Origin of the sequence: Nitrosomonas communis (assembly GCF_001007935.1) — a bacterium.
GTDB lineage: Bacteria > Pseudomonadota > Gammaproteobacteria > Burkholderiales > Nitrosomonadaceae > Nitrosomonas > Nitrosomonas communis.
Genome location: NZ_CP011451.1, coordinates 4,003,916 through 4,017,653, shown reverse-complemented (window position 1 = coordinate 4,017,653; position 13,738 = coordinate 4,003,916). Strand labels below are relative to the sequence as shown.

10 protein-coding genes are annotated in these 13,738 nt (G+C 44.1%); 1 reads left to right on the top strand and 9 read right to left on the bottom strand.

Translation table 11 applies throughout. From position 1 onward, the window contains the following. Positions 1-51: 51 nt before the first annotated feature. From ileS to AAW31_RS18230, 3 genes are all read right to left on the bottom strand, one after another. Positions 52-2,871 (bottom strand): isoleucine--tRNA ligase, encoded by a 2,820-nt coding sequence (ileS, locus tag AAW31_RS18240; protein WP_046851330.1) that lies wholly within the window; start codon positions 2,869-2,871, stop codon positions 52-54. Positions 2,872-2,890: 19 nt separating this feature from the next. Next, positions 2,891-3,850 (bottom strand): bifunctional riboflavin kinase/FAD synthetase, encoded by a 960-nt coding sequence (locus AAW31_RS18235; protein ID WP_046851329.1) that lies wholly within the window; start codon positions 3,848-3,850, stop codon positions 2,891-2,893. 74 nt (positions 3,851-3,924) lie between these two features. Beyond that, positions 3,925-4,356 (bottom strand): group III truncated hemoglobin, encoded by a 432-nt coding sequence (locus tag AAW31_RS18230; protein ID WP_046851328.1) that lies wholly within the window; start codon positions 4,354-4,356, stop codon positions 3,925-3,927. A gap of 343 nt (positions 4,357-4,699) precedes the next feature. Between AAW31_RS18230 and AAW31_RS18225 the strand changes: the two genes are divergently transcribed. Continuing rightward, positions 4,700-6,310, top strand: a complete 1,611-nt coding sequence (locus AAW31_RS18225; RefSeq protein ID WP_046851327.1) for an NAD-dependent malic enzyme — start codon at positions 4,700-4,702, stop codon at positions 6,308-6,310. Positions 6,311-6,668: 358 nt separating this feature from the next. Here AAW31_RS18225 and AAW31_RS18220 read toward each other — a convergent pair whose 3' ends face one another. The 6 genes from AAW31_RS18220 to AAW31_RS18195 all read right to left on the bottom strand — a co-directional run bounded on the left by AAW31_RS18220 (position 6,669) and on the right by AAW31_RS18195 (position 13,577). Beyond that, positions 6,669-6,905, bottom strand: coding sequence for a thioredoxin family protein (locus AAW31_RS18220; RefSeq protein WP_046851326.1), 237 nt, complete (start codon positions 6,903-6,905; stop codon positions 6,669-6,671). Between the two features lie 263 nt (positions 6,906-7,168). Continuing rightward, positions 7,169-7,633 carry a glycine zipper family protein gene (locus AAW31_RS18215; RefSeq protein ID WP_046851325.1) on the bottom strand — a complete coding sequence of 155 codons (465 nt, stop codon included), beginning with the start codon at positions 7,631-7,633 and terminating at the stop codon, positions 7,169-7,171. Between the two features lie 15 nt (positions 7,634-7,648). Beyond that, complete coding sequence (locus tag AAW31_RS20250; protein WP_082110520.1) at positions 7,649-8,113, bottom strand: hypothetical protein; 465 nt, start codon at positions 8,111-8,113, stop codon at positions 7,649-7,651. A gap of 222 nt (positions 8,114-8,335) precedes the next feature. Beyond that, positions 8,336-9,949: a peptide chain release factor 3 gene (locus AAW31_RS18205; protein WP_046851323.1), complete on the bottom strand. Its 1,614-nt coding sequence runs from the start codon at positions 9,947-9,949 to the stop codon at positions 8,336-8,338. A gap of 29 nt (positions 9,950-9,978) precedes the next feature. Further along, on the bottom strand, positions 9,979-12,045 hold the full coding sequence (locus tag AAW31_RS18200) for an ABC transporter ATP-binding protein (protein WP_046851322.1): 2,067 nt from the start codon (positions 12,043-12,045) through the stop codon (positions 9,979-9,981). After that, the gene (locus AAW31_RS18195; protein WP_046851321.1) at positions 12,042-13,577 is read right to left on the bottom strand and encodes an ABC transporter permease; all 1,536 of its coding nucleotides are present in this window, start codon (positions 13,575-13,577) and stop codon (positions 12,042-12,044) included. The genes AAW31_RS18200 and AAW31_RS18195 overlap by 4 nt, the downstream gene beginning before the upstream one ends. Between the last annotated feature and the right edge of the window lie 161 nt (positions 13,578-13,738).

Genomic DNA, 13,738 nt, shown 5'->3' with positions numbered 1-13,738 from the left:
ATAGTGTTGAGAGCCCGTCGTCGCGTTATGTATGAACGGGGAGAATTGGAATTAGGCATGGTGACGTTGCTCTCCTGACCCAAAAAGATTGGATAAGCACCGATCACACAAAGTAGGATGCTCCGTGTTGTGACCGACATCCTGGCGATAATGCCAACAGCGTTCACATTTAGCGTACGGGCTGGCTGTCACCGTGATATTTTCTTTCTCGTTGCTGGATGCTTGATACAGTTGTACTTCAGAAGTGATCATGACGAAGCGTAAATCGTTTCCAAGTGAGCTGAGCAGCGCAAAATCTTCTTCCGTTGCATGGATTATGACCATGGCGGCCAAAGATGAGCCAATCGTTCCTTGTGTCCGTGCTTCTTCCAGTTTTTTCTGTACTTGCGATCGTAGTAGCCGCAGTCGTTCCCAGCGCTGAAGGAGTCTGTCTGTTTCTGCTGGCGATTGCGAGTAGGTAGGAAAGCTGTGCCAAGTATGTAAAAACACACTATCTCCCGCTGAGGTTGTCAGCCGTTCCCAAACTTCTTCAGCAGTGAAACTTAAAATCGGAGCAAACAAGCGTACGAGGCTATGAGCAATATGATACAGCGTATTCTGCGCAGAGCGGCGTGACACGCTCTTGACCGCGGCAGTATATAATCGATCTTTCAAGATATCCAGATAAAATCCACCTAAATCTTCTGAGCAGAAATTATGCAATGTGTGCACGATCTGGTGAAACTCATAACGCTGGTAGAGTGCGGTCAGCTCGTTTTGCAACGCTTCGGTATAGGCTAGCATATAATGATCAATTTCCAGCCAATTTTCGATTGGCAAGCTATCTGTAGCCGCATCAAAATCGGCAAGATTAGCTAACAAAAAACGCAAGGTGTTACGGATACGCCGATAGGTTTCAACAGTACGCTTAAGAATTTCATCAGAAATGAATAACTCGCCCGAGTAATCGGCCGAAGCCACCCACAGACGTAGAATATCCGCGCCTAAGGTATCTGCAATTTTTTGTGGCGCGATGACATTCCCCTTGGATTTGCTCATTTTGTGGCCCAGACCATCCACGACGAAGCCGTGTGTCAGTAAAGCGCGATAAGGGGCACGCCCATCTATGGCACAACCTGTCAGCAATGAGGACTGGAACCAGCCGCGATGCTGATCTGAGCCCTCTAGATAAAGATCAGCCGGATGATTGAGCTGCGGATTATGTCTCAGTACCGTATCATGCGTGGTACCGGAATCAAACCACACATCCAGCGTATCACTCAATTTATGGTAATCCTTGGCTTCATCACCTAATAACGTTGCGGCGTCAAGTTTAAACCATGCTTCGATGCCATGCTTTTCTACTTCTTGTGCGACGATTTCCAATAATTCAGGCGTGCGGGGATGCAAAGCATGCGTTTCTTTGTGTACGAAGAATGTCATCGGAACGCCCCAGTTCCGCTGACGCGAAATACACCAATCCGGGCGGTTTCTGATCATTGCTTCCAAACGAGCACGACCCCATGCTGGAAAGAAAGTGGTTTCATCGACCGCTTTCTTGGCAAGTTCACGCAGCGATTCTCCTGCCGAGGAAGAGCTAGTGTGTTGTGTTACATTCATGCCAATAAACCACTGCGGTGTTGAGCGAAAAATAATGGGTGTTTTGTGCCGCCAGCAATGCGGGTAGCTATGGTCTATCTTTTCACTATGTAACAAACAATGGTTAACTCGCAAAGCATCGATGATGACATCGTTGGCTTTCCAGACAAACAGACCACCCACCAGTGGCGTCGTACTATTGAATTTACCATCGCCACCGACAGGGCTGTCACTGGATAATCCATATTGCTGACCAATAAAGTAGTCATCCAGGCCATGCGCGGGCGCAGTATGAACTAAGCCTGTGCCAGCTTCCTGCGTGACGTGTTTGCCACAAATAATCATGACAGTGCGCGCATCGAATGGATGGAGCAATGGTAGATGCTCCAGGTCACGTCCTTTGCAGATAGCCAGCGTTTTACCTTCGAATTGATAGCGCGTTAAACAGGCTTGCTTGAGTCCAGTCGCCAAAATCAAGAACCCTCGCGGCGTATCAATCAATTCATACTCAAAATCTGGATGCACGCAAACGGCTTGATTGGCAGGCAATGTCCAAGGAGTAGTGGTCCAAATGACAGCATAGGCTTTCTTATCGGGTGGTATCAAAACGCCGAAGGGTTGAGCAAGCGGATGATTAGCCGCATTATTGCAAACGATTTCAAAGCCGACATCAATTGCAGGTGAGGTTTTATTTTCATAATCGACTTCTGCTTCGGCTAGCGCAGAACCGCAATCAATACACCAATTAACCGGTTTTTGTCCTTGATAGAGGTAACCATTTTCATAAATCTTACCGAGCGCCCGGATGATACCTGCTTCAGTCTGGTAATTCATGGTGAGATAAGGATGTTCCCAATCCCCTAATACGCCCAACCGAATGAAATCAACCTTTTGTCGTTCGACTTGCTCTTGAGCAAACGTACGGCAGAGTGCACGCACTTGGTCAGGGGGAAGGTGTTTGCTATGCTTTTTTTCGATCTGGTGCTCAATGGGTAAGCCATGACAATCCCAGCCTGGAACATAAGGGGCATCAAAGCCTGCCAGTGTTTTGCTTTTAATAATGATGTCCTTGAGGATTTTGTTAACAGCATGGCCGATATGAATATCTCCATTGGCATAGGGTGGGCCATCGTGCAGAATAAATTTAGGGCGCCCTTGACTAGCAGCGCGAATTTTCTGATAAAGCTGTCTCTCTTGCCAAGCTTTGAGCATATGTGGTTCCCGCTTGGCAAGATCACCACGCATCGGAAAAGGAGTATCGGGTAGATTGAGTGTTTTTTTGTAGTCAGTCATGGAGGGTTAATGTGGTTTTTTATTGTGAAACGAGGTTTTCCTGAGTTAAAAAATAGTCTTTTGCATCCTCGACATCTCGTGCTATTTGCCTGGTAAGCGTAACTAAATCAGGATATTTTTCCTCATCTCTGAGTTTGTGCAGAAAATGTACGCGTAAATGATAGCCATAAATCTCTTTATGGAAATCGAATAAATGAACTTCGAGAATGGGTTCACTCTTTGCATGAGTGGTCGGTCGTATTCCCAGACTGGCTACCCCACGCATCGTTGCAGAAAAAGGTGAGTTAGCTTCGCTACTGATTTCAACGACGAAAATACCCATCAGAGGAGGGCGATTATGTTTTAGCTGGATATTAGCTGTGGGAAATCCAATTTGTTTTCCTAATTTGTCACCGTTCACGACACGTCCGCTTATGCTATAAGGACGCCCTAATAATTGTTTAGCAAGATCTAGATTGCCGCAAGCCAATGCTTGCCGTATAGCGGTACTCGATACGCGTAAGCCATTCACGCTAAAGTTGGGCATGATTTCTACTTCAAAACTGCCCGATCTTTGAGAAAATGTTTTTAGCATCTCAACATTTCCAGCACGTTGAGCACCGAAACGAAAATCTTCTCCAACTAGGAGCCAACGAACAGCAAGCTCCTGTTGAAGAATATGTGTTATGAAAGATTCTGCATCAATTTTTGCAAAATCATGGCTGAAGCGGTAAACATAAACACGATCTATGCCTGATTCTGCCAAGAGTTCCAATTTTTCACGTAAGCTGGTAAGACGTGTCGGTGCCTGCTGAGGAGCCAGAAATTCACGCGGATGAAGCTCAAACGTCATAACACAGGCAGCAATGTTCAATTGATTAGCCGCTTGTTTCAGACGCACCAGCATGGCCTGGTGACCTAAATGCACCCCATCAAAATTACCTATGGTCAATGCTACCGGTGCTTCTGATCTAGGTGAAGCCCTTCGGCAAACTTGCATGATATGACGTTGATTAATGGAAAAGATGTCGTAGTGATTGCTTCAAACGATCAGGGTGATTTTATTTAATTAAATCAACACGTTTCAGCAAAAAGCTCGGTCGGTTGTTGATCTGGAAAATTACTCATTTGATAACCGAGCCATAATCTGCCTGCAATAAAAGTAGCCACCGTATCTGCATGCTGCTTCAATACGGGGTTGCCCAATTCAAGTGTGGTTTCTTTAAATAACCGCAGCCACTGTTTAAAGAGAGCTGCATTGAGTTCTGGAAGAGCAATATGTTTAGGCATGGGAGCGCCTCGGAAGCGGCTAGTACCACGCAGCTGCGCCGACCAGAAATTAGTCATTTGAACGAAATGCGCGTCCCAGTCAATCACGTGCTCTTCAAAAATTGGCCCAAGACCAGGATCTTTTCTCGCTTTTGCGTAAAAATTATGAACTAACCGTGAAACTTCTTCTTCAGTATAGAGATCCGGATGAGGTGTAGGTATGGAATGTGCTGTCATAATTATTATATCTTTGTAATTATATTTTTGATTAAAAATTATCTTGCAACGGTGCGAAACTAATTCTTTTGGTCTCGACGTACGTTGTAATACATGTGATGATAAGTCTATAGTTTCTTTTTGAATTTTCTTGCTAGTTTATCGGTTACAGTATGGATTGTCTAATTAGGGGATTAAGATTAGAACAACTAATCCAAAAGTATTTAAAGGGAGGTGTCATGTGTTTTTCGCTGAAAATATCATTATGTGTAGAAAATGACTGCAACAGAATAATTATAACAAAATAGCATAAAGCAATTTTAAACGCTTTAACCCGATATATTTATTTAATAAGGCGATCGAGATGAAGTTATTGCGAGGAAAGTCGTTGTTGGATGATCCAGCTCAAAATAAATCAACCGCTTTTTCACGCGAAGAGCGCAATCAATTTGGCTTGCGAGGGCTACTACCTTATAAAGTAACGGATATCAAAACGCAGCAAGAAAGAGCGTTAGGTAATCTGCGCCGGAAAAGTAGCGATATTGAAAAATATATTTTTCTGAATAGCTTACTGGAGCGGAATCAGCGATTATTTTACCGGACTATGATCGATCATCTCGATGAGATCATGCCTCTAGTTTATACGCCTACTGTAGGTGAAGCTTGTAAGCAATTTGCTCATATCTACAGAAAGCCACAGGGTTTTTATATTAACCCGGAGGATCGCGGCGAGATCGCCTCGATACTTGATAACTGGTATGAAACGGACGTACGTATCGTGGTAGTCACTGATGGGGAGAGGATATTGGGACTTGGCGATTTAGGCGCTAATGGTATGGGAATCTCGATAGGCAAGACCGCTTTGTATGTGGCCTGCGGAGGTATTCATCCGACACAATGCTTGCCAGTGATGCTCGATGTTGGAACGAATAATCAAACATTGCGGGAAGATTTGCTTTACTTGGGCTGCCCTCATCCACGATTAACAGAACATGCTTATTTATCATTAGTTGATGAATTTGTCCAAGCCATTCAGACGAAATTTCCCAATGCACTAATTCAATTCGAAGATTTTCAAAGTCAGAATGCTTTTGATCTGCTTGATCGTTATCGAAAACAGGTGCGCTGTTTTAATGATGATATTCAAGGTACCGCAGCCGTCACGCTTGCGGGTATTTATACTTCTTCCCGGATAACGCGCAAATCGTTTACTGATTTAAAAATTATGTTACTTGGGACGGGTTCAGCAGCGACCGGTATTGCTGAATTGATGATGCCAGCATTTTGTGCGGCCGGCCTCAGTGAAGATGTTGCCAGATCAAGGATTTCTTTTGTGGACAGGCAAGGGTTAGTGGTATCAAGTCGTGAGCACTTTAAGCCGCGTATCCGACCTTTTGCTCACGATCATGCTTCAGTCAATTTTCTGGAGGCGATCGAAAGTATTCAGCCCGATGTCTTGATTGGAGCGACGGGTGTGGCTGGCGCCTTTAGTGAGACGGCTATTAGAAAAATGGCGCAATTCAATGAACGGCCAGTCATCATTGCATTGTCTAATCCTACTTCTCACACAGAGTGTACGGCTGAAGAAGCCTATCGATGGACAGACGGGCGCGCTATTTTTGCCAGCGGTAGTCCATTCCCGTCTTTCAGATTGGGCGAGAAACTATTCAAACCCGCTCAGGGAAATAATGCTTATATCTTTCCAGGTGTTGGGCTCGGTGTGATAGCTAGTAGAGCGCGGTTGATCACAGACAGTATGTTCTTGATTGCAGCCAGAGTGCTTGCAAATATGGTTTTACCAGAGGAAATTGAGGTGGGTGCAATTTATCCATCACTTAGCCGTATTCGTAGTGTTTCTCATGCTATTGCTGTAGCAATTTGCCAGGTTGCTCAGCAGGAAGGACTCGTGGATGACGCTCTTCCTCAAGATCTAACAACATATGTTCGTACTCTTATGTATGAACCTAATTATTGAATTTTTAGCCTATTCTGGAATTTTGAAGGCAGCAGTAGAACGAGTTGATCAGGCATTTGATGATTATCAGTATGATTTAACGACTGTATATAGTAGCACTACGCGATCTCAGAAATATTCCAGTCCGGATCAAAAGTATTATGGAGTAGGGGGTATTAATACAACCCATATTGTAAATCAGGATAAGCTAATAACAAAAATTATTAGTTTGTGTTAATTTTTTGATTATCCTATATTTTATAACGAATGTTAATTTGGGCTAAATTGCTTGAGTATTCCCCAAGTTTTTTCCAAATAAAAAACCCCCATCGCTGGGGGTGCTAGTAAGTTAACGATCAGACTAATAAAGATGAAAGTATTATTTCAGATCGTCAATACTAGCGCCAAAGTTGATGTGGAACGCTGCGCCATCTATTACAAGCGCTGGAACTGATTTAACCCCGGCAGCTTCCGCTTCGCCGATTCGAGATTTATCAGTACCTAGATGCACAATTTCAACCTGATATTTTGAATGATCAATTGCATCGGCCACAGCGTGTTCCGCTGCAACGCATACGGGGCAACCTGCATGATAAAAAATAGCTTTCGCTGCCATATATAGTAGACTCCTTTTATTATTAATCACATCAATAGCTTTCGAATTCTAACATATAATTGATAAGATAATGCTCATTAAGATTGTTTTCCAATCTTAACTAGTTATACTATTTCTAAATCAAAACCGACTTTGTCGGCTTCACCTTGCCGTATTATTGATACTGTCTGCGGCCCGCCTTGGCGCCAGTTTTGATTTGGAAATGGAATTAGAGGAGGATCGCCAATTGGTGGAATATTTTTTCCGCAGGTGGAATAGCAGCATTAATAGGGCTGGTTGACGTAAGACTCATCCAAAAATTGGCCTGCTACTGGAATACGATGACCATTTGCATACATACACTGAATATAAGTAATATCATAACGCTCTTGACTGAGATTTCTAGAGGTTTGAGCTGCTTCGCTGCCAGTTAAACTCCCTGCCAGCAAGCCGCTGCCAGTACCTATTGCCGCCCCACGTCCACCTCCAATCGCTGCACCTGCAGCTGCACCAAGGGCGCTACCCACTGCCGCACTTTCCACTCCACTGGCAATGGAAGCTTGTCCGGTAGTCTGACTACCGTCTTGCTGACTAGCATATTGTTTGCAAAGATGATCATCGCTACGAAATTGATCAAAACTTTTATCTGCACCTGGCAGAACCATAACGCTTGGACCATTAGGTATCTGCACGCATGCGATGCACAAAAGAGCTGGTAAAAGATAAATGAATCTTAAAATCTTTTGCATGGATAGCTCCTTAAATTATTCTTGAGGCTGGGGAGGAACTTTTATCCACCCACCTGGGCATTTCTTGACATAAGGATAATAACCTGCTGGGTTTTCACAATAATGCCAGTAATTAGCTTCTGGAGATGGGGAAGGTTGCACAGTGCTTGGTTGTTGAATATAAACCGGGGGTGTTGTTGGAACAACGTAAATGGGAGGGTAATAAAATGGTGTATAACCTCCATAGTAAGAGCCGTAATAATAGGGTCTGTAATAAGGTCTGTAATAATACGGAGAATAACCCCCATAACGTGGAGCTCCATAACCATAATAGTAAGGGTAGCCAAACGCCGGTGAACCGTAACCTAATCCTAATCCAAAACTATATCCATTAGAGTAGAAACCTTGTCCATAGTAATAACCATTGTATCCCCATGCCGCCTCATTCAATATCATTACCATACAAGCGGTCGCTAAGTATAGAAAGCTGGTCTTTCTCATGAAAATCTCCATTCTCTTCTTACAAATAACTTAACTCTACTCCAGTAAGCTATTTTTATTTGGATCAAAATTGGAGGGATTGGCTTCATTAAAGTTTCATGACATTGTAAAGACTAAAGAAAAATGGCAAATATATTTGAAACTCAAAGAATGGTATATTTTTGAGACTTTTGTTGATTCGAAAGTGATAATTAAAATGCGTAGTCAGAAGATTAATTTTTTTCAATGATCCGCCTGGGTTTGAAATACTAATCCCGCATGTTCGCGCATTTTGTGAAAGCTGATAGCAGGCCAATTCTCCTTCGCTACACTAATTTCCGCAGCGAATGAAGCAAGAAATGTAGGCGCATCGACCGCATCATAAGCAATCCGGTGTGCGTTCGAGTCGATGAAGCGTTGCAGTTCCTGGGGATCATTAGCAGTAATCCAGCGTGCTAATTGATATTTGGCAGCAGCAATGCGAGCATCTACCCCATATTCGTGCTGCAGCCTATGTGTCACGACCTCAAACTGCAAATTTCCTACTGCTCCTAGTAATAGGCTACTGCCTATGTGGGGGCGAAAAACCTGGATCGCGCCTTCTTCACCTAATTGTGTTAGGCCTAGTTTGAGCTGTTTGCTTCGCATTGGATCAGCAATTTCGACTGTCTGGAATATTTCGGGCGCAAAAAAAGGAAGTCCGGTGAAATGCAGTGTTTCCCCTTCAGTAAGAGTGTCGCCTAGTTGCAATGTGCCATGATTAGGAATGCCGATAATATCACCAGCATACGCAACTTCAAGCAGTTCCCGTCGCTGCGACAAGAATGAAACAACTGTATTAGTACGTACTTCTTTGCCACTCCGGACAATTTTGAGATTCATGCCGCGTTTGAATTCTCCCGAGCAGATACGGACAAATGCAATACGATCGCGATGCGCAGGATTCATGTTGGCCTGGATTTTGAAAACGACACCTGAGAATTTAGGTTCCACGGGCGGAACTTCACGCTGAATGGATTGGCGTGATTTAGGAGGAGGGGCGAGTTCAATAAGTGCATCAAGAATTTCGCGTACACCAAAATTATTGATTGCTGAACCAAAAAATACTGGCGTTTGCTTCCCAGCAAGAAAGGCAGTATGATCGAATTCCGGCGATACACCACGAACCAAATCCATTTCCTGGCGCGCTTCAATGAAGTTTTCACCAAAACGTTCAATCAGCGCTTTATTCTCTAGCTTATTGATGACCATTTCATTTTCATTTTCTACACGGTCAGCGCCTGGGTGGAATACGCGCACGCAGTGATGTTGAAGGTCAAATACGCCATGAAATTGCTTGCCCATCCCTATTGGCCAGGTAAAGGGGATCGTTGCCATACCGAGCGTGCGCTCGATTTCATCAATCAGGTCAAGTGGATTACGAACTTCACGATCCATTTTATTAATGAAAGTGAGAATGGGTGTATTGCGCGCACGACATACCTCCAGTAAGCGCAGGGTTTGTGCTTCCACACCATTAGCAGCATCAATGACCATCAAAGCAGCATCTACCGCTGTAAGCACACGATAGGTGTCTTCGGAAAAGTCTTGGTGCCCTGGGGTATCAAGCAAATTGATGACATGATCCCGATATTCCATTTGCATTACCGAGCTTGCGACCGAAATACCCCGTTGTTTTTCGATCTCCATCCAGTCAGAAGTTGCATAACGACTTGCTTTACGGGCCTTGACACTACCCGCGATATGGATTGCTCCCGCAAACATAAGCAATTTCTCAGTTAATGTTGTCTTGCCTGCATCCGGGTGAGAAATAATAGCGAATGTGCGGCGTCGTTTTACTTCTTGATCAATCATTATTAAAAATCCTTAAATACTTTATTATTTGGTTAAGCTGAATTCTGATTCTGTGAATAAAGGTAGCAATGTGCACTATGTGTCGGGCTAAATGTACTTTTTTCCGGATAGATTTTCCGGCAAATTGGCATGACATAAGGACACCGAGGGTGAAAGTAGCAACCTGATGGTGTATTGGCAGGAGAAGGTAATTCCCCTTTCAGGTGAGTCCTATTTGGGCGCTTGGAGGTTGCTTCGATCGCTGGCACTGACGAAAGAAGTGCTTGTGTGTAAGGATGTTTGGGAGTATTTAGTATCTCATCCACATAGCCTTTTTCAACAATTCTCCCCAGATACATGACAGCTACTTCATCAGCCAGGTATTCTACTACCGATATATTGTGCGTAATGAACAAATAAGCAAGACCTAAGTTCTGCTGTAAAGTTCTGAGCAAATTTAGGATTTGTGCTTGTACGGAAACATCCAGAGCACTCGTGGGTTCATCACAAATCAATAGCTTAGGATTAACCGCCAAAGCACGAGCAATGGCTATCCGCTGTCGCTGACCGCCAGAAAATTCATGCGGATAGCGCCATTTCGCTTCAGGTGGCAAACCTACGCGTTGGAGGAGCTCGTCTATCCTATTTTCTTTTTGATATGAGGATAACGGTTGCTCAGGTTTTATTCGGTGAGGATCATCAGGGGTTAATGCATTCATCCCTTCTTCAAGAATATCAATAATGCGCATTCTAGGATTCAAGGATGAGTAAGGATCCTGAAAAATAATCTGAAATTCAGTTCGCTTCTTACGCAGCTGATGACGTGGTAATCCAGTAAGCTCGGATCCATTAAACTGTACACTTCCTTCTGTAACTGGTATAAGTAGGCAAATACCTTTGCCCACTGTGGTTTTGCCACAGCCTGATTCACCTACTAACGCAAGCGTTTTTCCTGAAGTAATCGTAAGCGAAATACCATCGACAGCTTTAACATATCCAGCAGTATGTCTTAATAAGCCTTGGTAGATAGGGAAATGAATTTTGAGATTAGTAACATTCAATAACGCTGAGTCCTGATGATGTGTTGGCTGATAAGTCTCAACAGATGAAGTTGTTTGTTTTTCCGTCCTATTCACTTGGTATTCAGATCTTTTTTCTTTACTGAAGAGGTGACACTTAACCCGATGGCCAGGTGTTATTTCGATCCACTCGGGTACTGTCTGGCGGCATAGTTCCCAAGCATGATCACAGCGTTCTGCAAAACGACAACCTTGAAATGCTTGTGACAGGAGAGGGACATTGCCGCTTATCACAGCAAGACCTTGATTACGTTTGGCTCTTTCTGGTAAAGCGGCAAATAATTTTTGTGAATAAGGATGGGCAGGCTGCTGAAAAAAATCTTTACAGGTTGCAGTCTCGATAATTTCTCCCGCATACATGACGGCAATACGATGCGCTATTTCAGCAACAACGCCTAAGTCATGGGTTATCAGCAGGATCGCCATATGGGTACGTTGCTGGAGATCGCGCATGAGATCAAGTACCTGAGCTTGAATCGTGACATCCAATGCAGTAGTCGGTTCATCTGCGATAAGTAGCTCAGGTTCACCTGCGAGTGCCATGGCGATCATCACGCGCTGCTTCATTCCACCAGAAAACTGAAATGGGAATTCAGTCATGCGGCGCGGGGCATCCGGGATGCCAACTTGCTGCAATAGCTCCAGGATACGTTTGTGCAGGTGAGTGTGATGCAAAATAAAATGTTGTTTCAATACTTCTTTAATTTGTGAGGCAATAGTCATGACTGGATTCAGGCTGAGCATGGGTTCCTGGAAAATCATGCTGATGCGCTTACCCCGCACTTTCCGCATGTCAGTTTCTGGTAAAAGCAATAAATCATTGCCGTCAAGCTTGATATGGCCTTCAATAATTTCAGCTATTTCCGGTAACAGGCGCATGATGGAAAGAGCCGTCATGGATTTCCCGCAACCGGATTCTCCCAGTAAAGCAAATGTTTCGCCTTTGAAAATTTTTAATTCCAGCCCATCTACTGCATGAATGGGTGCTGAACCAGTATTTAGAACGGTTTTGAGTTTCGCAATTTCCAGCAGTGGCATCATGAGTGTACTTTGTTGTTTTTTGCTTCGGGAGGGAGGGCAGCAGAAGCTGGTCGGGATGGAGACGGATTGGATGGCAACATTTTATCTGGTCGATGAGATGACCTGCTGGCTCTTTCTGATAATGTTCTAATGCGTGGGTTAAATGCATTCTGAATTGCATCGGCAAAAAGGTTGATACTTAACACGAGTACAAACATGAATCCAAATGCTGCGAGCAGTGTCCACCATACCATTGGCTCCCGCGCCATTTCTAGCCTGGCTGCATTAATCATGGTACCAAAACTGATCATGGAAGGGTCAACACCGACGCCTACATATGAAAGTACAGCTTCTGCCAACACTAGGCTACTGAAATCCATCACAATAGCGATCAAGACGATATGCATGACGTTGGGGAGAATATGCCGGCTGATAATCCGCCAATGTGAAATAGCAAATGCATGTGCAGCCTGAATGTATTCCATTTCACGCAATTTCAGGGTCTCTCCTCGCAATAGTCGGCATAAGCCTGTCCAACTGGTGATGCCAAGTATGATACAAAGAAATAATAAACGTAGATCAGCGCGCGCTAAAATAGTCTCAAACATTTCCGGGTGAGTTTCGATGTATACCTGCATCATCAAAACTGCGGCAGCAATGAGTAGAACGCTGGGAATCGAGCTTAACGTCGTGTAGGTATACTGGATAATATCATCTACCCAACCGCGGAAGTAGCCGGCAGCGATCCCTAATAACAGTGCGAAAGGGAGCATGATGAGCGTAGTCAATGTGCCAATTACGAGCCCAGTGCGAATGCTCTTGAGCGATTGATACAGCACATCCTGTCCTACCTTGTCGGTACCCAGCACATGGTAGTGGGTTGATAGAGTAACAACTATACCCAGCAAAATGAGAACTAACCCAAGCGTAATCATGATGACGTGCCACGGTGTTTCGGTAGCGCCACCCCAAATTTTGGACTGCATTTGTAGAAAATTTATCTTATGCCACCTGGCCAATAGCATACCCAAGCTAATCACCATTAAACTCCAGGTCAATAATCCCCATGCCGCACCTCTGATAGATCGCTCAGTAATATCGCTTATCCTCTGTACTTCCGGATCCTCTAGGTGGGCACCACCGAACGTCAGCCTGGTAAACTCCCGTGCTTGACTGCCATTAGGTAATTCCACAGTTTCTTTTGTATACAGATAGGCTGAAAGAGGCGCTGAATAAGTTTTTTCCACACGAATACGTAACGGCGTCGCAATGATATCAAAAAGACTCAATACTTCAACACTGTAGACCTTTTCACCCAAATTATCGCTGACTTTATCTAAAGCAGGGCGAAAATGGATGGTATCGAGTAGCCCGATCAGGATGAAAAAAAACAGAACAGTCAGAGCAGCCATACCACTTGCACTATGGGTTACCCGTCGCCATGGCATTAACAAGTGAGTGTGGCGCTGCATGTGCCACCCCATAGCGAGCACAGTAGCTACAAGCAAGTAAACTAGCGCATCAGTCCAAAGAATAACCGGGTCAAAGGGCATAATAATTTAAATTTGCTATGATTATCAAAAGGAGTTGAATAAATATTGTAGTGTAATTTGCTTGTAAGTTTTACATTACAGGCATAATAACTATTTCTACTAGAGTAAAGTTAGGTTAGGAGGCTGCAAATATCAGAGCTGATAAGATTGAGTCTGGTATA